At 45.6% G+C, this 23,785-nt stretch carries 20 protein-coding genes and 1 pseudogene; 10 read left to right on the top strand and 11 right to left on the bottom strand.

Translation table 11 applies throughout. The annotated features are described in order from the left end of the window. Positions 1–16 precede the first annotated feature (16 nt). Positions 17–1,453 (top strand): aldehyde dehydrogenase family protein, encoded by a 1,437-nt coding sequence (locus tag ACFQZT_RS25380; RefSeq protein WP_379304650.1) that lies wholly within the window; start codon positions 17–19, stop codon positions 1,451–1,453. Between the two features lie 385 nt (positions 1,454–1,838). Here the strand turns inward: ACFQZT_RS25380 and ACFQZT_RS25385 are convergent, their stop codons facing one another. The 3 genes from ACFQZT_RS25385 to ACFQZT_RS25395 are packed head-to-tail and all read right to left on the bottom strand — an operon-like array spanning position 1,839 to position 3,645. Further along, positions 1,839–3,041 (bottom strand): NAD(P)/FAD-dependent oxidoreductase, encoded by a 1,203-nt coding sequence (locus tag ACFQZT_RS25385; protein ID WP_379304436.1) that lies wholly within the window; start codon positions 3,039–3,041, stop codon positions 1,839–1,841. After that, a complete protein-coding gene (locus ACFQZT_RS25390) occupies positions 3,038–3,376 on the bottom strand; it encodes a (2Fe-2S)-binding protein (RefSeq protein WP_379304438.1) in 339 nt (112 codons plus the stop codon). The genes ACFQZT_RS25385 and ACFQZT_RS25390 overlap by 4 nt, the downstream gene beginning before the upstream one ends. After that, positions 3,373–3,645 (bottom strand): (2Fe-2S)-binding protein, encoded by a 273-nt coding sequence (locus ACFQZT_RS25395; RefSeq protein WP_379304440.1) that lies wholly within the window; start codon positions 3,643–3,645, stop codon positions 3,373–3,375. Before ACFQZT_RS25395 ends, ACFQZT_RS25390 begins: the two co-directional genes overlap by 4 nt. 176 nt (positions 3,646–3,821) lie before the next feature. Between ACFQZT_RS25395 and ACFQZT_RS25400 the strand changes: the two genes are divergently transcribed. Continuing rightward, entirely contained in the window at positions 3,822–4,928 is a 1,107-nt protein-coding gene (locus ACFQZT_RS25400; protein ID WP_379304442.1) for a M24 family metallopeptidase, read from the top strand. 93 nt (positions 4,929–5,021) lie between these two features. Here the strand turns inward: ACFQZT_RS25400 and ACFQZT_RS25405 are convergent, their stop codons facing one another. Further along, a complete protein-coding gene (locus ACFQZT_RS25405) occupies positions 5,022–6,770 on the bottom strand; it encodes a sigma-54 interaction domain-containing protein (protein ID WP_379304444.1) in 1,749 nt (582 codons plus the stop codon). 165 nt (positions 6,771–6,935) lie between these two features. Here ACFQZT_RS25405 and ACFQZT_RS25410 point away from each other — a divergent pair, with 165 nt between their 5' ends. The 7 genes from ACFQZT_RS25410 (at position 6,936) to ACFQZT_RS25440 (ending at position 14,551) form a co-directional block, all read left to right on the top strand. Beyond that, a complete protein-coding gene (locus ACFQZT_RS25410) occupies positions 6,936–8,126 on the top strand; it encodes an NAD(P)/FAD-dependent oxidoreductase (RefSeq protein ID WP_379304446.1) in 1,191 nt (396 codons plus the stop codon). Beyond that, positions 8,123–9,145: a proline racemase family protein gene (locus ACFQZT_RS25415; RefSeq protein ID WP_379304448.1), complete on the top strand. Its 1,023-nt coding sequence runs from the start codon at positions 8,123–8,125 to the stop codon at positions 9,143–9,145. Before ACFQZT_RS25410 ends, ACFQZT_RS25415 begins: the two co-directional genes overlap by 4 nt. Positions 9,146–9,198: 53 nt before the next feature. Next, entirely contained in the window at positions 9,199–10,203 is a 1,005-nt protein-coding gene (locus ACFQZT_RS25420; protein ID WP_379304450.1) for a proline racemase family protein, read from the top strand. Between the two features lie 26 nt (positions 10,204–10,229). Continuing rightward, positions 10,230–11,066, top strand: coding sequence for a TIM barrel protein (locus ACFQZT_RS25425; RefSeq protein WP_379304452.1), 837 nt, complete (start codon positions 10,230–10,232; stop codon positions 11,064–11,066). A 256-nt stretch (positions 11,067–11,322) separates the two neighbouring features. Continuing rightward, entirely contained in the window at positions 11,323–12,690 is a 1,368-nt protein-coding gene (locus ACFQZT_RS25430; protein ID WP_379304454.1) for an ABC transporter substrate-binding protein, read from the top strand. Between the two features lie 72 nt (positions 12,691–12,762). After that, entirely contained in the window at positions 12,763–13,653 is an 891-nt protein-coding gene (locus ACFQZT_RS25435) for a carbohydrate ABC transporter permease (RefSeq protein ID WP_379304456.1), read from the top strand. A gap of 22 nt (positions 13,654–13,675) precedes the next feature. Continuing rightward, positions 13,676–14,551 (top strand): carbohydrate ABC transporter permease, encoded by an 876-nt coding sequence (locus ACFQZT_RS25440; RefSeq protein WP_379304652.1) that lies wholly within the window; start codon positions 13,676–13,678, stop codon positions 14,549–14,551. 776 nt (positions 14,552–15,327) lie between these two features. On the opposite strand, the gene ACFQZT_RS25445 is transcribed toward ACFQZT_RS25440, so the two are convergent. From ACFQZT_RS25445 to ACFQZT_RS25470, 6 genes and pseudogenes are all read right to left on the bottom strand, one after another. Next, a complete protein-coding gene (locus tag ACFQZT_RS25445; RefSeq protein WP_379304458.1) occupies positions 15,328–15,588 on the bottom strand; it encodes an AraC family ligand binding domain-containing protein in 261 nt (86 codons plus the stop codon). Positions 15,589–15,833: 245 nt separating this feature from the next. After that, on the bottom strand, positions 15,834–16,769 hold the full coding sequence (locus tag ACFQZT_RS25450) for an alpha/beta hydrolase fold domain-containing protein (protein ID WP_379304460.1): 936 nt from the start codon (positions 16,767–16,769) through the stop codon (positions 15,834–15,836). Between the two features lie 41 nt (positions 16,770–16,810). Then, entirely contained in the window at positions 16,811–17,779 is a 969-nt protein-coding gene (locus ACFQZT_RS25455; RefSeq protein WP_379304462.1) for an alpha/beta hydrolase fold domain-containing protein, read from the bottom strand. Positions 17,780–17,818: 39 nt separating this feature from the next. Beyond that, positions 17,819–18,640 carry a purine-nucleoside phosphorylase gene (locus ACFQZT_RS25460; RefSeq protein ID WP_379304464.1) on the bottom strand — a complete coding sequence of 274 codons (822 nt, stop codon included), beginning with the start codon at positions 18,638–18,640 and terminating at the stop codon, positions 17,819–17,821. A gap of 27 nt (positions 18,641–18,667) precedes the next feature. Further along, positions 18,668–19,738, bottom strand: a pseudogene (deoB, locus tag ACFQZT_RS25465) (phosphopentomutase). Positions 19,739–19,864: 126 nt separating this feature from the next. Next, entirely contained in the window at positions 19,865–21,250 is a 1,386-nt protein-coding gene (locus ACFQZT_RS25470; protein ID WP_379304466.1) for an MFS transporter, read from the bottom strand. 544 nt (positions 21,251–21,794) lie between these two features. On the opposite strand from ACFQZT_RS25470, the gene ACFQZT_RS25475 reads away from it, so the two are divergent. Then, a complete protein-coding gene (locus tag ACFQZT_RS25475; protein ID WP_379304468.1) occupies positions 21,795–22,520 on the top strand; it encodes a GntR family transcriptional regulator in 726 nt (241 codons plus the stop codon). A gap of 401 nt (positions 22,521–22,921) precedes the next feature. Here the strand turns inward: ACFQZT_RS25475 and ACFQZT_RS25480 are convergent, their stop codons facing one another. Next, entirely contained in the window at positions 22,922–23,725 is an 804-nt protein-coding gene (locus tag ACFQZT_RS25480) for an AraC family transcriptional regulator (protein WP_379304470.1), read from the bottom strand. Between the last annotated feature and the right edge of the window lie 60 nt (positions 23,726–23,785).

Below are 23,785 nucleotides of genomic sequence, written 5' to 3' on the forward strand. Positions count from 1 at the left end.
GGGAGAATGTTCTATGATGCAAAGTAAAAACTGGATCGGTGGTGAATGGGTCACACCGACAGCAGGTGAAATTGCCGTTACCAATCCATCGAACTTGCATGAACAAGTAGGCATCCTGCATCTTTCCGGCGAGTCCGATGTGATTCAGGCTGAACAAGCAGCCCACTTGGCACTGCCCGGCTGGGCAGGATTGTCCGCACCCAAGCGTGGTGAACATCTGTCGCGCCTGGCAGCAGCGCTTGAGGCTGATCTCGAAGAGCTGGCCACACTAGCAAGCCGGGAGATGGGCAAGCCGATCACAGAGATGAAAGGCGAAGTGATGCGGGGCGTAAACCTCCTGAAGTATTACGCGGCCGAAGGCGTACGCTCGCTCGGAAGTGTCATTCCATCTTATGAAACGAATGTTTTGCAGTATTCGAAACGTATCCCGCTCGGCGTCGTCGGCATCATCACGCCATGGAATTTCCCCGTAGCCATTCCGATATGGAAGATTGCCCCTGCCTTGATTTGCGGTAACACCGTTATTTGGAAACCGGCGGAATATGGATCACTAACGGCAACCAGAATGACGGAAATATTTCACTCAGCAGGCCTTCCTGCCGGCGTATTGAATCTTGTGATCGGCAAGGGAAGCCAAATCGGCGACACGCTGCTTAAACAATGTAACCTGAATGCAGTCAGTTTCACCGGTTCGACCGCAACAGGGTTACATGTGGCTGCCTCTTGCGCAAAGCGAAATATCAAATACCAGACGGAAATGGGCGGCAAAAATGCGGCGGTCGTACTGAAGGATGCGGATTTGGATAAAGCCGTTCCGGCGATTCTTAGCGGAGCGTTTCGATCAGCGGGGCAGAAGTGTACGGCGACCAGTCGAATCCTCGTAGAACGGGAAATTGCGCCCGCTTTTACAACTGCGATGCAAAAAGCGGTTCAATCGTTGATAATCGCACCGGCACTCAATCCTCACGCTTATCTGGGTCCTGTCGCTTCGTCACATCAATATCGAAGTGTTATGTCCTATGTGAAGATGGCCCATGAACAAGCTCAAGTGATTGCCGAATGCAGCCACAAAGTGACGGAGAGCGAAGGGCATTTTGTGTACCCGCTGCTTGCATCTGGGGTAGGAAGTGATCATCCGCTCGTTCAAGAGGAAATATTCGGACCCGTTGCCGTCATGTTGGAAGCAGACAATTACGAACATGCGGTCGATTTGTGCAACAGCACCGTATTCGGATTAAGTGCATCTGTGTTTACGAGAGATTTGTCGTACGCTCTTCGCTTTCTAGATGATACGCAAGCCGGGATGGTGCGCGTCAACCAGGAAACAGCCGGTGTGGAATATCAGGCTCCGTTTGGCGGAATGAAAATGTCGAGCTCTTACTCTAGGGAACAGGGACAAGCGGCGCTCAGCTTCTACAGTGAAGTCAAAACTTGTGCCATCAATTATGCGTAATTAAACAAATGCGGCCGAGCATGTACTGCTCTCGGCCGCATTTGTAGTTGTATTAAGTTGCTACAGTTCTCCCTTTCCGTTGAATAAAGAACCAAGGTCGCTAATAGAGAATATTTTGACGCATTTGGTGGGTAAAGGACCACCAATCAGGCTTCGAAAGAATAAAAGTCCATAATTAGCGATGATTGTTCGTTGTTTATGGACTTTTGTTCTTTCGAGCCCCGAAATGGCGATTTCTCCGAAATTTAGCGTCAAACGTGTTCACTATCAACGACCTTTGTTCTTTGTCCAGCGGGTGCCTCGAAAGTTCCTGTTATTTCTGCGAAAGTGGCTGATGGCAGTGGGTAACTCGCATATGAGTTGCGAAATTGATTCATATGATCGCTTATTTCCTGAACTCGCCGTACATCGTTTCTATTTGCCGGCGCCCTTCAGCGACCTGGGGGTGAAACTGAATGAGTGCTTGTTCACGCATCGCCCGAACATTCCTTACTGCTCGCTGCATCTCATCATTATTTCCGTTATCCCTGAGAAAAGCCGCAATCGAAATGCCCGCAACCGTGCCTTGGGCCGCCGCTATCTTGGCGCTTTCTATTCCCGTAATATTCCCCGCAACGAACAAGCCTGTAAGCGGTGTTTGCATCTGGGCGTTGTGGAGCGGGACATGCCCGCCTAATGAAGGGACGAAGCGGAAAGGGCATCCCGCTACAGCTGCCAGCTCGGCTAGAGGATACAGGCTGCCCGCCATGCATACGAAATCGACGGGATCGCTTCGTATGGAATGAGACACAATTTCGCCTTTTGGTGTAAGATCGGCGAGCTGCACGCTTTCGACTTTTTCCTTCCCTTCAATATTTATAGCTGCTTTACGCAGTTGGAGCGGGATCCCCCAAATTTTAATACCGTTCTTGGGGTAAAGACGGAGTCCCCATGTTTGCAGCGGGGAATAACGCATCAAGCCGCTGCCAAGTCGAAGAATCGGGGTGGGTGCAAGGTGCCCCAGGCGCATCATGGACTGCATCACTTTTTGAGGCGAGCTAGCCTCTCTGTTAATGATGCTCCTAGAGGGAAGCACCATGGCGGCAATATCGATGCCGGCTAATTGCAGCTCGCGTGCAATGGCCATCGATAGCACATTGATTCCGACAATGATGCCGCGCATGCCCACACGGACCCTGTGCACATTCGTCATCACCTGAGCAGCTCCGATGGACATGACACCAGGGAGCGTCCACCCTGGAATAGGGGTAGCGGTCTCAGCCGCACCAGTAGCAAGCAGCAGAGCAGTCACTGCACGTACACCGCTGGACGTATAGACTTCCCAACCGTCAGACGTTTGCTTGACATCGTATACGGAAACTCCAAGTTCAATATCCACGCTTAGAGACTTGGCTTTGTCATGAAGCTTGGCCGCTTCTTCGATTCCGTTCCACCAAGACCCGTTCGGTTCTTGATGCATCTGACCCAGCAGTCTGCCCCCGGGTTTCATGAATTCGTCGACTACTTTTACTTTTATCCCGCGTTCTGCACAGGAGATTGCGGCTGACAATCCGGCGGGACCGGCTCCGACGATAAGTACGTCAGTCATGAATGATGAGCTCCTTTCTTTAATGGGGAGGGAAGCGTTCTGCCTGAACGAATGTCCATATCGTCCTTTAGCAATGTGAGACATGCTCGCTGACCGTCTACCCCGTCAACCGTAACACGGCATTCAAAGCAGTGTCCGATATTGCAGTAAATGCCGCGCGGAGTGCCGGTATCTTCGTGATAGCGTAGCGTGCGGATACCATATGCGAGCAGGGCTGCGGCAATCGTCTCACCCTCGAACGCTTCATACTCCTGATCGTCGAACCGGAATGTCAGCCTTTTTCCTTTGTTCCATTCGCCCAAAATGGGGTGGTCCATAATTCGCCCGTTGCTCATGGATGATCTCCTCCCATGCATTGAAATGAAACAGGGCGGACAGGAGGCTGATGTTTCAGCGACAAGTCATGGGAGACAGGCGCATCCGTAAGTTCCTGAACGATTGTATCAACCAATAAACGGCAGGTGCGTCCGCCGCAATAACCCATGCCTGCCCGGGTGCGCAGTTTTAACTCGCGGGAAGAACAAGGATATCGTTTGGCGGTTTCCAGCAAATGAGCAAGGCTTACTTCCTCGCATCGACAAATAATAACGGATGTCAGATCCATGAGGTTCCTTCCTTTTCGGTTTAATGCGATTCCTTCATACACGTTTCAAGCAAAAATCGCGCCAAATCGGAACGAATACGATCGTGGAAAATGTTCAGACCAACATAAAGCCGGAAAAACTGGCACGTTATTTGCTTGAGCAGGATGATGGATGCGAAAAACGGGAGGGTATATGTATGAGTTCCATTTATGAAATGAGATTGCACAAACTGCGTGATTACTTGGAGAAAGAGCATATCGACATCGCTTTGATTACGAATCCGACGAATATTTATTACTTTACCGGGTTCCTTTCAAATCCGCATGAGCGATTTATGGCGCTTATCGTCGACACTCTCCATGCAAGAGAAAGCATGATTGTTCCCGGTCTGGATCTCGAAGCAGCAGAACAACATTCAATCGTTCGCGATTTGGTCCCCTGCTCGGACAGTGAGAATCCATACATTCTATTGAAAAACAAAGTGGGTAGAACGCGAATCGGCACGTTAGGATTGGAAAAAAAGGCTATAAGTCTTTATCGTGTTGAGCGGCTGCAGGAGTTGTTTTCCGACCTGCAAAGTACGGATATTGAGCCATTTATTAACCAGGAAAGGCTGGTTAAGTCGGAACAAGACCTCGTCAGCATCCGCAGGGCGGTTGATATCGCCGAAAAAGTGCTTGAAAGCACCGTGCAAAAAGTTAAAGTCGGCATGTTGGAACAAGAGCTTGCGGCTGAACTGGAATATAAGATCAGGAAGTTTGGCGGTGATAAGCCTGCATTCGAATCCATCATACTGACCGGAAAAAGATCATGCATGCCCCATGGCAAACCGGGCGCTTATCCGATTCGGGAAAATGACTTTCTGCTCTTCGATATGGGGGTATATGCGGACGGATTTTGTTCGGATATCACCCGGACGTTTTTAATTGGGGAAGGGACCAAGGAGCAGGAAACGATTTATGAAACCGTGCTGACCGCGAATTTAGCAGCCATTCAGGCAGTCAAAGTTGGCTTGCCATACGGCATTATCGATCAAACGGGGAGAGGTATCATAGCAGAAAAAGGATATGGTGCTTACTTTAATAATCGCATTGGACACGGTATAGGCCTGGATTTGCATGAGGATCCTTCCATTAATGGCGACAACGGGATGCTCATTGGTCCGGGTCACGTATTCACGATCGAACCGGGCATTTACTTGCCATCGCTTGGCGGAGTGCGCATCGAGGATGATGTATATGTTCAGCCAAATGGTCAAGTTGAAGTGCTGACGCACTATCCAAAACAATTGCGCAGATTGTAATATTGAATCTTTATGAGCAGGACTGTCTAAATTTTTAGGATTTGTGTCGAGCGATGTACAAAAAATTAGACAGTGTGGTTTCCCCAAATTGGATCATTCGGAAAAACCAAGCTTGTTCATCCTGTTGTACAGCGTCGCGCGAGACATGCCGAGCCGTTTGGCAGCCGCCAGCTTGTTGCCCTTCTCCAGTTCCAAAGCTTTGACAATGATCTGTTTCTCATGGATTTCCAATTCCTCCTGTAAGGTGTGGATCACATTCGAAGCTTCCTCTTGCAGGGGGGTATCAGCATTATTTTGAGATGAGTAGATCGACACAGGCAAGTCATCCCTTCTCACCGAGCCGTCTGCAGCAAAAACAACCAGTCGTTCAATCGTATTTCGCAACTCTCTTATATTGCCGGGCCAACTGTAATGAAGCAAATCCAATAAAACTTCTTGAGGGATATTCTGTATAAGCCGGTTATAGCTGATTGAGAATTCGTTCAGAAAACAATGTGTTAATTCGATAATATCTTCTTTTCTCTCGCGCAATGGGGGAATGTCGATCGTAACCACATTCAAACGGTAGTAAAGGTCTTCACGGAACAATCCTTTTTTGACTTGGGCGTCCAAATCGCGATTGGTGGCGGCTATGACGCGGAAATCGGCATTCAACTGCTTGGTTCCGCCTACGGCGTAATATTTTTTCTCCTGCAGTACACGCAAAAGCTTGACCTGCATATCAAGCGGCATTTCACCAATTTCATCCAAAAATAGGGTACCGCCTGTCGCAAGTTGGATTTTCCCCTTCTTGCCATTGTGGTCAGCACCGGAGAACGCCCCTTTTTCGTATCCGAAAAGCTCACTTTCGAATAAGGAAGGAGGAATAGCGCCGCAGTTGATCGCGATAAAAGGAGCGTCCTTTTGTTCCCGGACGTCATGGATGGCCTTCGCGAAAAGCTCTTTGCCGACACCGCTTTCACCGAGAATTAGCACAGTCGCCTTGGTTGTTCCAACCTTTTTGCACATGTCGATCGTACGTTTGATTGCGCTGCTAGTCCCTTTGATTTGGCTGAATGGGTCGGTGGAGGACTTGAGCTGGGCCATCTGTTGCTGCAGTTGATGGACCTTGGAAGTGGCGTTGAAAAGCTCCTGATTCAACCTGACCTCACTGGTGATGTCGGTTTCTGCAACAACGGAACCGATAATTTGTCCTTGTAGCCGAATGGGGTTTGAGTTAATCAGGACATATAAATCAGGCCGCGGTTGGTGCAGCTTACGGATGACGGATTCGCCGGTTTTATGTGTTTTTAAGATCTGCAGCATGTCGACGGGAAAGAAGTCGGGCATCGGTTTGCCGAGAATGTTTTCGGCTTTAATAGAAAAGATTCGCTCGGCTCCCTTGGTCCACACAACCGTCCGTTCGTTATCGTCGATCATTGAAATAGAGGCATCCATGGTATTGATCATCGTTTCAAAATAGGCTTCTAAATATCGATGTGCTTGATGAAATGCTGTAAGCATGTCGGCAGCGGTCACATACCCGCTTGGCTGGCCGGTAGCATCTTTAACAAGAATGTAATCGTTTTCGCGGAAAAGAGGAATAACAGCATCCAGCTGCGTATCTTTGGAAACGGAAACGGTGGTTTGCCAAGGCAAATCCATCAAACTAAGCTCGATAGCCGGGTGATGTCCCACATAAGAAAAAAGCCGCTCGCCGTCTTTATAAAAAAGGACCGCTTTTTGAGTCGGCTGCAGGGAGGAGATATATTGCGCCATTGTAGGTTCTGCGTCGCCTTCTTTGTCGATGAAACAATAATCGTTCCGAGTCAGCTCGTCAATGGTAGGGGCTTTGTGCTTCATTATGATGACCTCACCTTATGAATTGAAAGTTTTTTTGTTTAGATTATACACTCCATGGGGATAACTGTAAATTTTTTTAGACATACACGATTCAACGATGTGGCACGAAAATTGCTTTTTGAATGGGCAGATTGTGATTCTAATTTGTTGGAAGGGAAAATGGTCATGAGTGCGAACCATGCAGAGGTTGTCATTATTGGAGGGGGCATCGTCGGATCAGCCATTGCTTATTTTTTGGGTAAACAAGGGTTGGACGTGACTGTGCTTGAAAAAGGGGAACTTGCGAGCGGCACCTCATCTCGATGTGACGGGAACATTTTGGCGATCGATAAAGATCCGGGCTTTGACAGTCAAATGTCACGGGTTAGCCAACAGATTATTGATGAACTGAGCCGGGAATTGACCTGCCCATTCGAATACAGAGCGCCAGGCAGCATTCTCGTCTGTGAAACGGATGAAGAAATGGAGGCGGCGCAGCAGTGGGTGAGCAGACAAAAGGCGTTAGGGCTTCCGTTTCGGATGCTGGACCGGCAGGATATTCGCCAGGAATCCCCGTTCCTTGCCGACGATCTTCCGGGAGGTCTCGAATGCGGAACGGATTCGACCGTCAATCCTTATCTGCTTACTTACTCCTTATTTGATGATGCTCAAAAAAAATATGGTGTGCGCGTCTGTCTGAAAACGGAAGTTACATCCATCAACAGAGATCCCATCACAGGACATTTTACGATCAACACGAATCAGGGCGTATTTACCGCAAAAAAAGTCGTAAATGCGGCAGGCGTATGGGCGCCGCACATCGGAAGGATGGTCGGTTTGAACATTCCGATCGTTCCACGAAAAGGGCACCTGATCGTTGCCTCGCGCCAAGTCCCTGTTGGCCTAAGGAAAGTGATGGAATTCGGATATTTGATCTCCAAATTCGGCGGTCAGCGGAAGGTCGACCCGGTTACGGAAAAATACGGCGTTGCTCTCGTGTTCGAGCCTACGGAAAGCCAAAATTTCTTGATTGGCAGCAGCCGGGAGTTTGTCGGATTTGATACCCGCGTGAATCTCGAAGTTGTACGTTGTATGGCAAGAAGAACGCTCCGTTTTTATCCGAAAATCGGGGATTTTCAGATCATCCGCACCTACACAGGGTTGAGACCTTGGACAAAAGATCATTTGCCGATCGTTTCCGCTGTCGATGAGGTGCCTGGCTTTTATATCGCTGCAGGTCATGAAGGTGACGGCATCAGTCTAGCTGCGGTTACAGGGAAATTGATGAGCGAAATCATAACGGGGCAGTCCGAAACGATCCTATCAACCGAGCCGTTAAAGTTCGAGCGATTTCAAGAGAGGGTGAGCCATACGTGAAGAGCAAAAAAGTGTTTATGACCGTTGATACGCATACCGGCGGAAATCCTACGAGAACGGTGATCAGCGGACTTCCCAAACTGGCAGGGTCCACGATGTCGGAAAAAATGCTGCAAATGAAAACGGAGTATGATTGGATTCGAAAGATATTGATGTTCGAACCTAGGGGGCACGGGGTCATGTCAGGCGCTGTGCTCGTGGAACCCTGCCACCCGGAGGCGGATATCGGCGTGATCTACATCGAAACGGGCGGATATTTACCAATGTGCGGTCATGACACCATAGGCGTTTGTACGGCGTTGGTCGAGACCGGAATGATCGCCGTCAATGAGCCTATAACGAAAATAAAGCTTGATACGCCTGCGGGACTGGTTGAAGCGGAACTTGCGGTACAAAATGGGAAGGTTCAAAAAGTAGCTTTTCAAAATGTCCCTGCATTTTTATATAAGCAAGTGGAAGTTGAAGCGGAGGGACTGGGCAGCGTGTTTTGCGACATCGCATATGGCGGCAACTTTTATGCGATAACGGATGCCCGGGTGCTGGGGCTTGAGCTTACGCCATCGAATGCGGATACCATAGTGGAAATGGCAGTAAACTTGCGCAAAGCGATCAACCGATCGATCGAGGTGGTGCATCCGGAAGCTCCGTATATAAAAGGATTAACCCACGTTGAATTTTATACAGACCCTACGCATCCAGATGCCCATGTGAAAAATACCGTTATCGTCCCTCCGGGCGGAATTGACCGCTCTCCCTGCGGCACAGGAACGTCGGCCAAGCTTGCGGTTATGTTTGCCAAAGGAGAAATTGGCATGAATGAAGAGTTTGTGCATGAGAGCATTGTCGGTTCACTCTTCCGCGCTCAAGTCGTCGGCACGACGCAGCTAGACAGGTTCCCGGCTGTAATAACGAGAATCGAAGGTTCGGCTTGGATGATGGGGATGCATACCTTTTTTGTGCATGAGGATGATGAACTAAAAGAGGGATTTTTATTGATTCCGCCTGCAGAAGATCACTAAAAGGGAGAAACTTTGAGCTGTGCCCAAAGATCCCTATATTAGGAGGCCAGACGATGGAACTGAAGCAGTATTACACCACGATTGACGCGCATACGGGGGGAGAGCCTCTGCGTATGATTATTGGAGGGATTCCACCGCTAAAAGGCGACACCATCCTTGCAAAGCGGGCATATTTTCGCGAACACTTTGATTACATTCGAAAAGTGCTTATGTACGAACCGCGCGGGCATCATGGCATGTACGGATGCGTGATCACCTCGCCGGTAAGCCCCGATGCCGATTTCGGCGTACTGTTTATGCATAACGAAGGATTTAGCACGATGTGCGGACATGGCATCATAGCTGTGGTAACTGCTGCCATCGAAATGGGCTTTCTTCCGGCAACCGGGAAACGCTCGCAGATCATCATTGATAGTCCGGCTGGTAAAGTGTTTGCGAATGCCGAATACGACGGTACGGAGGTGAAATCGGTCTCGTTTCAGAACGTTCCATCGTTCGTTTTCGCTCAAGATGTGCCTGTATCCGTGCTTGGCAAGTCTTTCAAGGTAGACATTGCTTTTGGCGGCGCATTCTATGCGATTGTCAAAGCAGAGGAACTTGATGTCTCTGTTGAAATTGGACAGTTGCCACAACTTCAAAGATGGGGCTCTTCGATAAAAGCCTACATCGAGAGCCATATGACGGTAAGACATCCCTTGGAGCCGGAGCTGCAAGGCATTTATGGCGTGATCGTTTCCGATTCTCCGCGTAAGGAAGGCTCGCATCTGCGAAATGTGACGATATTCGCCGATGCGCAGATCGACCGTTCGCCTTGTGGAACGGGAACTTGCGCGCGGATGGCAGCATTATATGCCCGGGGCGAAATAGAAATCGGTCAAGACTTTGTACATGAAAGCATAATAGATAGCCAGTTTACAGGGAGTATCATGAGAACTGGAACAGTGGCTGATTTTGCAGCTATCGTACCGCAAATTAAGGGGAGAGCTTTCATCACCGGAACGCATCAGTTTGTTGTAGACCCATCTGACCCGCTAGGGGAAGGCTTCCTTCTGGGGTAATGGAAGCCAAGGAGGAGGAAAAGTAAATGTATCGATATAGCGTAACGCAATGGATCTATGGAAATGAAGATTTGGAAACGAGTCTACTTAGGTTGAAGAAGTGCGGCTATGATGGGGTGGAACTTGCCGGCGAACCTGATCAGATGGATCTGGATGCCGTTCAATCACTGCTAATCAAACACGGTCTGATTTGCACCTCCATTTGCGGAATCTATACAGCGGACCGCGACCTCTCTAGTCCTAATTCGGAAATACGGAGTAGAGCGATTCAATATGTGAAGGCGTGCGTCGACATAGCTGCGGAATTAGGTGCTTCTGTAGTCATCGTCGTTCCGTCGCCCGTCGGAAAAATCGTCCCGGAATCTTCCAGACAGGAAGAATGGAAGCTGGCTGTTTCCAGTCTTCAAGATGCAGGGTCCTACGCGGAATCGAAAAATATCGTTCTGACGATTGAAGCGTTAAATCGATTCGAAACCTATTTGGTCAATAAGTTAAGCACGGCTAAACAGCTTGCCCAAGAGGTGGGCCTAGGCAACGTGAGGATCATGGCGGATTTGTTCCATATGAATATTGAGGAAAGAAGCCACAGATCCGCGCTTCAAAACATTGCTCCTTATTTGGCTCATGTCCATATTGCTGACAACACCAGAGAAGCGGCAGGTTTAGGTCAGACAAATTTTGAGGAAGTGTTTAGAACCTTAATGGAGGTCGGATACAAGGGATGCATTACCATGGAATTTATGCCTCCGGTTTCTAATCCGTATCTGACGGCTCAACAAAGCGAAGCCGGCGTACTTTTAGATCAATATACACAACAATCAATCGAACATATTAAGGGTATCGTTAGCGCATTGACGAATTAATGTTTTGAACATTAGTATAAAAAAAAATTTGTCCCTGGCCTTGGCCAGGGTTTTTTCTATATGGAGGAGCACTTTATATCAACTATAGATACAAATCAATCAATCCTATGCATTCTACTTTCAGGACTAAATATGTACTCTAATAGAGAACATTTCAAAAAAGTTTGTTTGATAAGGGAGGGTGGTGTACATCACGAGGGATGGGATACGCAAGAATATGATAGCGCTGTCATTAATTTGCTAAGGGGTGCGAAGTATGAAGAAATTATTTCTTTCAATCTGCTTAATTTTGATGAGTGCGAATTTATTCGGATGCAACACCGGGAATAACAGCACTGCTGCAAACCCGAAGGCAACCACCCAAGATAACCTACAAAGCGAAAAAAATGATAAATCCGCCAAGAATGGCGATAAGAAAAATCTGGTTGTTTGGACGTTTGTCGATACACACAATCAATATTACCAACAAGTGAAGAAAGAGTTTGAGCAAGCACATCCCGATGTATTTGTTGATATTAAACAATTGGAGTATGATGCGTTATACGATAAATATACGGTTGTGGCCAAATCCGGAGGCAAGGATGCGCCCGACCTCATCGACGTGGAACAAGGAGCATTTCCAAGATATATTAACGGAAACATACCTTTTGAGCCTTTAGATTCCTATTTGCAAAAAGACAACTTAACCGATGCGATTCCGAAAGGACGCCGGGCTCTTTATATGGTTGACGGAAAATCATACGGTATTGAAATCGCAGCCTGTGTCTCGGCTTTATATTATCGGAAAGATCTTTATGATCAAGCAAGCATTGATGTGACCAAGATCAAAACTTGGGACGAATTTATGGAAGCTTCGAAAAAATTGACCGGGAAAGATAAGTTTATTTTTGCCGGTACGCCAAAAGATCAAAGCAAGTTCGAACAACTGCTTCGTCAAGAAGGTGGAGATATCGTAACGGCAGACGGCAAAATCGGCTTTAATACGCCAGAGGGTGTATCGGTATTAAAGCGACTACGTGTTTGGAAAGATGCAGGGATTATGGATAAAAGCAGCCCTGATGGCCCGCAATTGTGGGATGGATACAAGAAAGGAAAATATGTTGCGGGATTTGGCGCTGATTGGTGGGCCGGTATGCTAGTGCAGAACGCTCCCGATTTAAGTGGGAAATGGGTGGCTGTACCGATGCCGCTCGGAGGTCCTAATTCCGTACCGACGACAGTAACCGGCGGCACAGGGATGGCAATTACCAAATTTAGCAAGAACAAAGACCTGGCTTGGGAATTTTTAAAAATGTCTCACCTGGATACGAAGATGGTTGTGAAGAGCTTTCAAATCATCAACCTGTTTCCGGCTCTTGAGAGCGCTTCTAATGATCCCGCTTTACATGGGGAAAGTAAAATGACGAAATACTTCGGTGGCCAGGACCTTGCAGCTATGTACGGAAACCTGATTTCGAAAGCACCCAACCAGAACCAGGCTTGGTGGCGCCCTCTCGTTTCGAAAGCTTGGGATAAGTTCGAACCGGATTATCAGAAAGGCAAGATGACGCCTGAACAATTTTTAGAGAATGTAGCGAAAGAAACACAAAGTTTAATGGATGCAGAAAAAAGTAAACAAAATTAAGAAAGCAGGGAGAAGAGGTGTGTGCTTGTTTAACGCATCTCTTCTTCCAACTTTGGGTGAGGAGGGGATTGCTTGCTAACGAAGTCGGCATTTCGATTGAAGATGGCGCCGTTTTTGTTTATTAGTCCATTTTTTATAGCTTATGCGATTTTTGGATTATATCCGACACTGTTTGGTTTATGGCTTAGCTTCCAACAGGGTTTGGATAATTATGATTTTGCTGGGTTGCAAAACTACATGCTCGTCATAAAGGATGAATTGTTCTGGAAATCCATGTGGAACGGTACCAAAATGGCGATGGGCAGTTTGTTTATTATCCTGCCTTTTGCTTTGGGAATAGCGGTCTTGATTAATCGACCTCATATCGCAAAACGCAAAGGTTATTTTGCAACTTTTTTCTTTACGCCGAATATCACATCAGCGGTAGCTGTCGGGATCCTGTTCGATTTTATTTTTAATCAAGAAAGCGGCGTTCTCAATATGTTTCTTGGATTGTTCGGCACTCCGAAAATATCCTGGTTGAATGATCCGCTATGGACGATGCCGGCGCTTGTTATTCTTTGTACTTGGCGATTTTTAGGGATAAACATTTTATATTTCATGGCAGGACTTCAAAATGTGCCTGCAGATTTGATCGAGGCCGCCAAGATTGATGGAGCAAATTCTATTCAACGTTTATGGCACATCACACTTCCGCTGCTGCGTCCAATTATGACCTTTATCGTGTTCCAAGCCATTCTTGGTTCTTACAGCATATTTAGTGAAGTTTTTATATTGGCGGGAAAAGGCTTTGGCCCCGAACAATCGTTAATTTTTCCGACCAGCTATATGTATGATGAGGCCTTTCGAAGCAATAACTTTCCATATTCGTCGGCCTTGGGCTATGTATTTACCATTTTGATGCTCATCATCGGATTGCTTCAGTTAAAATTCTTTAATGTGAAGAATCAAGGCGAGGAGTAAGGGGGGGCTAACTGTGAATGAAATGGCGGTTTCTCAGAACATAAAAGCACAAGAATATGGGAGAACAACTTCTATTCAGAAACGTGTCGTAAATTCGATATCCTATCTTGTACTTGTAGCGGTTAGTCTTCTATTTGTCACACCTTTTCTTTTTATGATCGGCACGACCTTTAAACCGTACAGTGATATCGTGGGCCAGCCCCTAAATCCGTTCCCGATGCACCCTACTCTCGAGAACCTGACTCATTTATTTGAAAAGATTCCTGTCGGGACCCAGTTAATCAACAGTTTGACGATTTCCGTTTCCGTAACCATATTGTCCATCATATTCAATTCGTTAGTGGCATTTGGATTTGCGAGGTATCAATTTAAGTACAAAAATGTTTTTTTTACGGCGATGCTCGCGACGATTATGATCCCCGGACAGCTGACGCTCGTTCCATCCTTTATCATGTTTCGTTCTTTTGGCTGGCTGGACAGTTTTTATCCCTTAATACTTCCCGGTATGGTAGGGGCATTTGGCGTCTTTCTGATTCGACAGGTCATGGTATCTATACCCGGAGAGATTTATGATAGTGCCCGCATCGACGGTTGTTCGGAACTAGGCACTTTTTTCAAAATTGCTATTCCCCTAAGCATAAGCGCAACAGGCATCGTAGGGTTGCTGACCTTTATGGGCTCGTGGAACGATTATTTGGGACCGTTGATCTACCTGACATCTGACACGAAGATGACGCTTGCCGTCGGTATTACGATGATGAACAACCCTTATGAACTCGATTATGCCTCTCCGATTACGGGTGCTTGTCTCATGTCCATTCCAGTACTCATTATACTAAGCATTGTCGGGCAGAAATATTTCGTAGACGGATTGACGGCAGGCTCTTTAAAAGGATAGCGATGAGCAAAGGAGAGATTTATTGTGACGGTAGTTCGTCTGGATCTTCAGCAGTCATGGTGGGCGATGGAAAGGCTCGGGGATGGGAACCGGGAATGGAGCATGGAGGAAAAATTTGAAAAAATAGCGGAAGCCGGTTTTACGGGAATTGTAGGGTTTCTGCCAGCTCCCTCAGATGCGGATAAGTGGCGTAAGCTGTTGGACCATTATCATTTCAGCTTCGGCGTGCTTGCGTTCCCGTGGAATCGTCAAGATTTCTCCACTTTTACGCATGAAGCAAAGGAATTTGGAGTGCAATATATCAATGCGCAGGTCATGGATGCTTATGTAATCGGGACGGAGGCGGAAAACTTACTTAAAAATCTAGTAGAGGAAGCGAAGGAGCAGGGGGTTCCTATGTATGTGGAAACGCATCGCGGAAGAATCACCCAGGACCTCCATCGTACGATCGATTACGTGAACGCCATACCTGATCTTCGGCTGACCATCGACTTGTCCCATTACGTCGTTGCCGGTGAAATGTCTGGCAATATGGAGAAGGAAGAACCTTATTTCGATAGTTTATTAAAAAGGACCTCTTGTTTGCATGGAAGGGTATCGAATGGTCAACAAATCCAGATCGATATCGGTCCGAATGGCGAACACCCTATGGTGCCGCATTTCATGCGCTGGTGGGAATCGGCGATCAAATACTGGTTGGTTCAATCTAAGCCCGGGGATTCGCTTCCGGTTCTTCCGGAATTAGGACCGCCGAACTATGCCATTACGACGCAACCCTACATTTCTTCCCATGTGGAAATCTCGAACAGATGGAACCAGGCGTTGCTGTTAAAAAAACTGCTCCAAGAAGCCTGGCAGCGCGCCCTACAAGCATGGTCGGGTTTCAGTATGACAACATTTCCGGATTGCGCATTGTGCAATTCTCCGTCGATTGAAACATCCATTTGCCCGGTATGTAGCAATACTAATTGTATATCCTGTTGAAGTCTTGGGCCAAAACGGCCGCCTGGAGGATAGACAATGGGGTTCTGGCGCAACTATTGAAACTAATCAAAGACGCCACCATATTGTTGTTTGACTATGCTGTCAAACCAAACATTGTATTGATTAATTCAACTGAGGTGAGGGCAGACGAATGATTGCATTCGACCTGCCCTTTCCTTATCATATGCATGACTTCAATTCCCGCGATTGTCTTCTCGGCAGTTTTGAAGACTTGAATCCCTAATCCCAGTCCAGAAGGCACTCTACAATGAAGAATAAATAAGGCGAAAAAGTATAATCAACGGAAAGTATTCGGATGTAACGACAAGTTGGCTTTCAAAAAGTCGCTTACGACCTTAAAGACTGTGGGATTCCAAAGTCCCATTCTATGGCTCGCTCCTTTGACTTTATAGAAGGTCACGTCCTGCCCGGCATCTCTTAACGCTTCATACAAGAGCACACTCTGCTGGAAAGGAATGAGTTCGTCTCGATCACCGTGCATGATCAAGAATGGAGGCAGCGGCTTCGCAGAGTCGATATAGTTAATCGGATTGGCCGCAGCTGCCTTGTCCCTGTTCTCCTGGATGGGCCCGCCAATTAGCAAGGATGCGGGGGAATCGGCTTCATCATGGTTCATCAAGGATGGGAATTTGCTTAGTTGCAGCAGATCGGACGGTCCACAGAAATTAATGACCGCTCTCACGTCGTTGGACTGATCCATGTAATGCTCGTTCATGAATGCGTCGACACCTTCACTCATGCCCACTAACGAAGACAGATGCCCGCCGGATGAATCCCCCCATACCGCGACCCGATTCGGGTCAATCTGAAACTGCTGCGCGTTGGCCTTCAAAAATCGAATGGCAGTCAATACATCCTGGATTTGCGCCGGGAACTTCGCTTCCAGAGAATGTCTGTATTCGACGCTCGCCACCACGTAACCTTGATGCGCGAAATCGGACAACTGCGGAATCGCTTCGTAGCGCTGTTGCGGGAGCCAAGCCGACCCTTGAATGAAAATCAGCAGGGGAGCGGGGTCTAACTGAAAGGTAGGCTTGATCAAATTCAAGCGAAGCGCTCTTTCCCCATACTTTACATATTCGATGTCCGGATAATAGTTCGCCATATACTTGTCCTCCCTGTCCCCGAAGACCACCTGCATGCCTTCGGGATGGCTAACGTCGGTTGGCACGTCCACGTCGAGCAATTTGAGAGATAAATTCATTTGTTCCATCTTTTTCAGCCTCCATTGGTGTAATTGCTGACAACCGGTAATCAGCTTATTTGAGTACTCATGACTTGTTCTACCCACTTGAAAATACGATTCATATTTTCTTCCGAGTGGAATTTTACCGATCCATGAATGGCTCCCGGTAGGATATCACAAATTACTCTTTCTTCCTTGCAAATTTCATTAGTCTGCAACGTAAAGTTAATTGATTGCTGCATGGGAATAATTTCATCTCCACTGCCATGTTGGATCAAAATTGGCGGTACATTTGAATTAATATGACTAATAGGATTGGCGTGCCTTAATGATACTGCACTTTCCGGTAATGGAGATCCTAGAAAAATCGAACAGACAGAGTCTTCTGTATTGTGGAATGGAAAGCTGTCTTCTTCAGAAAGTGGAAAAGCTTCCACGTAGCTTTCTGAGATATCCTCCACCTTTTTATTAGATTTGTTAATTAAACTATTTACTTTCAACTGATAATCTAATTTCGCGAAGTCAGTAACCGGATAAAGGGCTATGGCTCCTTTAATATTTGGTGAGAATTCGATATTGGAATCTTCTTTGTTATCGAAATAAGGATTATTACGATTTAGAACTGCCATTAAGGTTAAGTATCCTCCCGCACTCCCGCCAAATATGATGAGTCTGGAAGGGTCCAAATTATATTTAGTAGCATTAGCCTGTATATATCTAATTGCTTGTTTGACATCCATTACAGGAAATGGAAAAATAGCTACATCATTCATCCGATAGTTTGTACTTACAACTGCATATCCACGATGAATTCCTTCTAAAATAAACTCGTTGGCTTCGCTGGATCTTTTATCTAGAGCAGTAAATCCCCCGCCATGTATCATAAATAATACAGGAAATGGAGAATGGTTATGATCTGGCAACCAAATATCTAGTTTTTGTGCTTCTGACTCTGTACCATATGAAACGTCAAAATAGCCTTTATTACCCGAAATATCCAATGTTGTTTGAGTGCTTGCCCACATTCTTTTTGTCATTTTCAATCCTCCGGCGGTCACTATTTTTCCTGTTATTATTCATTCCATGTTGCCAACAATTTCTTTTACCAACTCTACGAAGCTCGACCTCACCTTCCCGGTCGTTTCGATCACCTCTTCGTGGGATAACGCTTGTTCAAGGATACCTGCAGCCATATTGGAAATGCAGGAAATGCCAAGCACTTCGATACCGGTGTAATTCGCCGCAATTACTTCAGGTACTGTTGACATCCCTACTGCGTCGCCGCCTATCGCCCGCGCCATCCTGATTTCTGCGGGTGTTTCGTAAGAAGGTCCGGAAAAACCGATGTAAACACCCTCTTTTAAATTCATCCGAAGCGCCGCCGCCGCCTTGTTCGCGTGCTCGCGGAGTCTCTTCGAGTAAACTTGCGACATATCGGGAAACCGGGGTCCGAGCTTCGTATCGTTGGGTCCGATCAACGGATTCGAAGACATAAGATTGATGTGATCGGAAATAAGCATCAAATCACCCGGTTTAAGCGCAGTGTTAACCCCTCCTGCGGCGTTGGTGACGATTAACGTACGAACACCAAGCTGCTTCATTACAAAAATTGGAAAAGCCACTTTATCCATCGAATATCCTTCGTAATAATGAAACCGTCCTTGCATCGCCATGACCGGTTTTCCTTGCATCATTCCGCATACAAGCTGTCCGGCATGTCCCTCTACGGTGGAAATAGGGAACCCCGGAATTTCACGATAAGGAATCATAGCCGGATTCTCGATTTCCTCGGCAAGTACCCCCAAGCCTGAACCGAGTATCAATCCGATTTGCGGCGCTATCGATAACCGTTCCTTAATAAAGGCTGCCGATTGTTCAATGTTGTTTGTAATGCTCATAAATAATTCCTCCCGAAAAAGGGTATATTACTTTAAGTCATTCAAAAAGCTGATGCCATATACCGGCAATGCAACTCTAAAATTGTCGGCTATAGTTGCACCGATATCGGCAAAAGTTGTACGTAGCGACAGCTCTTTGCCTCCCGCCACAAAACGGGGGGAATAGACGAGCAGCGGCACATACTCACGGGTATGATCTGTTCCCTTATAAGTCGGATCGTTTCCATGATCGGCCGTGATGATGAGCAGGTCATCCCCATCCATCCCGGCAAATACCTCTGGCAACCGCCAAGCGTTTGAATCGACTTATCCATTCCGTCCATATTGGAATTTGTCCGCACTGCCCGGGTAACTCCTTCGCCATCATAAATATCCGAGATTTTATCCAATGCGATCACATCAAAACCATTGTCCTCCAGTTCGTTCATCGTCGTGCGTCCAAACGGTTTAAGCGCAAAATCATGGCGATTCGATGTCCGCTTGAAATTCCCCGGTTCCCCGACAAAAGGACGAGCAATATTCGGCCAAGCATGTAGGGATCTTCCAGCGTAATATCACGGTAATACTTGCAAATGTCATATAATTCCTGCAAAGGCACTTCATCTTCATGAGCAGCGATTTGAAGTACAGAATCCGCGGACGTGTACACGATCAGAGATCCGGTCTTGACATGCTCTTCCCCAAGCTCCTCAATAATTTCCGTGCCGCTTGCCGGCTTGTTTCCGATCACATGGCGGCCTGTCTTCTTTTCAATGCGTTGAATAAGCTCTTCCGGAAAGCCGTTCTCGAAAACCCGGAAAGAGTATCGGTATAGAGACCCATGATCTCCCAATGTCCGGTCATAGTGTCTTTCCCCATCGATGCTTCCTGCATCTTCGTGTAGTAACCGAGAGGGCGATCGGTAACGTCAGACCCTAGAATTGGCTCGATGTTGGATAAGCCAAGCTTAGCCAAATTCGGCATGTTAAGCCCATCGCATTCCTGAGCTATATGTCCGAGAGTATTGACCCCGAAATCATCGAACTGTGCCGAGTCGGGCGCTTCGCCTATACCTACCGAATCCATGACAATAAGGTGTATTCTTTTAAACGCATTTATGTTTCGCGCTCCTCCGATTAGCCGATTGCGGTAAGCATGAGTATACCGTTCATGTCATTTTTTTCCTTCGAACTCCTCTTCAAACATCTTTTTATTTATTGCCTTTATTGATTCATTGTATCGGATTTACCCTCTTTTTTTAGAAAACGAGCCCTCTGTTACCCTATACAGGATTAAACAAAACACAGAGATCAACGATAAAATGATTAAAATATTACTGTACAAGGAAACTTCAGGTTTCGTTGAATTGATAATAATTCCATGCATAGATGATTGTTGCATTAAAGCCGCTGTATAGGCTATACCAATCGTTGTCCCTACAGTCAAAATTAATCCATAAAATCCATACGCTGCCCCCGATTTTTCCTTTTCAAAAGAAGACATGCACGAATCAACTAATGGAGCATACATAAATGCGAACGAACCGGAAAATATAGTCATGGAAATTGTCGTTAGAATAACTGAAGTTTGTATAAAAATTCCACCTAGCAATAAGCTGAAGACAACTCCAACCAATGCAATAGTGATGCATTGTTTCGTCCCGAACCATCTAGCTATTTTTCCGGATAATGCTCCAACAATGGCACCAAAAACACTCGCCGGAACTAACAATAACGAAATCTTATCAAGCTTCAAAGCATAAAGCTTTTCAACGAGAAACGGAAACACGAAAATATAACCCAATTGAACGGAGTAAATAATAAAAACGAGAACTAGAAGAGCAACATAACGCAGATTTTTGAAGTAAGATATACTAATGAAAGCCTTAGAGCTTTTGCTGATGTAAATCAAGAATAAACCGGCTGCGACAATAAATGCTAAAAGATATACATAATTAAATTGATTAATATACAACAATAAGGTTCCGGCAGTTGCTCCAATTAACATTAATCCAATTACATCAACGTTTCCGCGTTTCATTTCTTCCTTTGGAAGATATTTTAAAACTAAAGGAATAAATAAAATGGTTGCTAATGGAACTAAAAATAGCGTTGCCCAATTAAGATACGTGGAAACAAACCCTCCGGTCATTCCTCCGAGAATCAGTCCAATGGCGAAGCAGCTAGTACTATATCCGTAATACTTCTTATGTTCACTTGGCGGCAAATGTTTCGATACAAATATGATATATAAAGTTTCAGCTGCAGCTAATCCCGCGGTTTGTAGCATACGTGCTAAAACGACTACCTCGAATGATTCTCGAAATAAATATCCTAGAAGTGAACTAATAGTGATAAATACAAGACTTATAGTAAAAAGTCTTCTAATCCCGATAATATCCGTTAAGGTAGAATACACGACCGCACCGATTCCAAATATAAGTCCAGCCAAAGTCGTCTGCCAGCTGACCGTAGTAGCGGAAATGTTGAAATGCTTAGCCATATCTACGGACACAATTTTAAATGAATTATCAATGACCAAACAAAATAAAAAAAGCAACAAGAGAATGGGTACTGCTTTTTTTGCATGATTACCTTGAACGTTTGAAGTGACTACATCCTGATGAATCATCTTATTTCACCTCATCTTAGAATTTATTACAGTGTTGAGAGATGGAAGATCATACAAAATACTAGAGAAGTTACAATTATTTTGAATACGTTTACATAAAAATGTTGAATTATTGCTGGGCACGAGCTTAAGGAACTTCGGTTTCACAGAACTCCAAGTCCGGAACCTAGAATCAATCCGATGTACGGACGAATGCCGCCCGAGCGCTCCAAAATACACTATGAGGCTGCTTCCCTTACACGCGCCACATTCGCTCCTCCTTCTACATTTTGTGAAAAAATGCGCCTACAAAAAACGTGATACGATAAATTGAATTCGTACTACCTCCCGTCAGACGAATGTTCTTTAGTGGTTCGTTGTATAGTTAGATGTATACAAATAGAGTATATTGTACTAAAATGAATACGTCAACCGAATTTATATCCAGTAGTCAGTCCTTTACCGGTAATCCAAATTAACGCCAACAAGTAGTAACTAAATTTGCGCAAATTTTGCAATAAGATATAATGAGGCTATCGATTGTAGTAAAGTGGGGGGATTATAAATGTCATTGAAAGGTAAGTTAAGTTTATACGCGGAAATATATGATAAAATACTAAAACTGATTAATACAGGAGTATATCCGGTTGGAAGTAAGCTACCTTCGGAAGTAGAGCTTTCTAAAACGATGAAAGTAAGCAGAATGACGTTACGTCAATCTTTAAGCCTGCTTCAAGAGGATGGATACATTGAAACCATACATGGACAAGGAAGCTTTATAAAAGACAATGCCAATATACGCGGTTTTGGATTGGAGAAAATAGGTCGCACTGTTTTCAGTTGTTGTACAGAGGATATTGACGATATCGATTCTGATTTTCGAGTCAACTTTGTAAACGATTACGATTATGTAAAAAGCATTTTTAATATCGATACAGCCATGATACTTGCATGCAATAGATGGTACAAGAGTAAAAATAAAGTTGTTGCGCATACTTTTTCTATGATGCCAAGTGAAGTGGCTTCCAAACATAAAATAAACCTAAATGATACCAAAAGTCTTCAAATCATGCTTGAAGAGGAAATCTATGGGTTAGCACATTCTTCGAGTATAGAAATAAAGCATACCAAATCCGTACCGCCATCTACGAACTATAAATTTCATTCTAAAAACAATCTATATACTCTGTTAATTGAAATTCTATATGATTCAATTGGTAACGTTATATTGCATAATAAAATATATATACCATCTGAGCTCAGTTCAATTAAGTTTAACCGGATATATTGAGCACAATCCGTACGGCAGCCCAGCATCGCCTTGTTACGCTTGTGATATCGTCATGCGCCGAGTTTCACCAATATAACAAAAAAATGTCAATACTCCTTATGAGAACTGGCATTTTTTGTTATCCAATCAAAAGTGCATTTCATGCGCTGGTGGGAATCGGCGATCAAATACTGGTTGGTTCAAGCTAAGTCCGGGGATTCGCTTCCGGTTCTTCCTGAATTAGGGCAGCCGAACTACGCCATTACAACACAACCCTACATATCTTCCCACGTGGAAATCTCGAATCGATGGAATCAGGATTTGCTATAAAAAACTGTTCCAAGAAGCCTGGCAGCGCGCCATACAAGCGGAAGCTTGAGTACGAACTTGGAAACTGTAAGTAGACTTGTTATCAAGGTCCTTTATTCTCCTTTCCAATGTTGAAAACGAATTTCTGTAGGAGTTCTGCCTGTAGTTTGTTTAATGATGCGTGCAAAATGGTAGGACGTTTTAAATCCACAACGGTTGGCAATCTCGCCAATTGACAATCCAGTTTGAGTTAACATCTCATTAGCGCGCAACACCCGACAGTTCCATAAATACTTCATTGGAGTCGTTTCCTCAAATTTGCGGAACAATCTAACTAAGTGTTCAGGAGATAGGCCGACATCACTGGCAAGCTGCTCCAGAGACATATCATCATGGAAGTTCAGTTGGATCAGTGACTTGGCACGATGAACGGAAGGGTGAATGGATTCTTGACGTATTCGGGACTGTTCGGATTCATACAAGTGGAGAGCTGATAGTCCTAAACTTCGCATCGTCTCACTTGTTCTCGGATAACTGGATTGCAGCGATAGGATCAAATCCGTCAAGCGATTTAAATCTTCGGAGATGGGCAGTGAGAAGGGGAGCGTCTGTAAGTGTTCATAAGTTTCATCAGTAATCGGCGTCAGGTTGACTGCGATCCAGCGATGCCAAGTTTCTTTGTTTTTCGAAAAGTGAAATTGTTCCATATGGCCGGGTTTCAGTATGACTACATTTCCGGATTGCGCTTTGTGTAGCTCGCCGTCGATTGAAACTTCCATCTGTCCGGTATGGAGCAAAACCAATTGTATATCCTGTTGAAGCCGAGGGCCGAATCGGCCTCCCGGAGGATAGACAATGGAGCCGGCTGCCGTCGATTGGATGCGAGGAAAGGGGAAATGTTCGTTACGGTCATCCATTTTGATTCCCTCCTAATTCCAGAGATGGACTAAAAATAACACATATCAATTACAGATACA

Origin of the sequence: Paenibacillus sp. GCM10027628 (assembly GCF_042676385.1) — a bacterium.
Taxonomy (GTDB): Bacteria; Bacillota; Bacilli; order Paenibacillales; family NBRC-103111; genus Paenibacillus_E.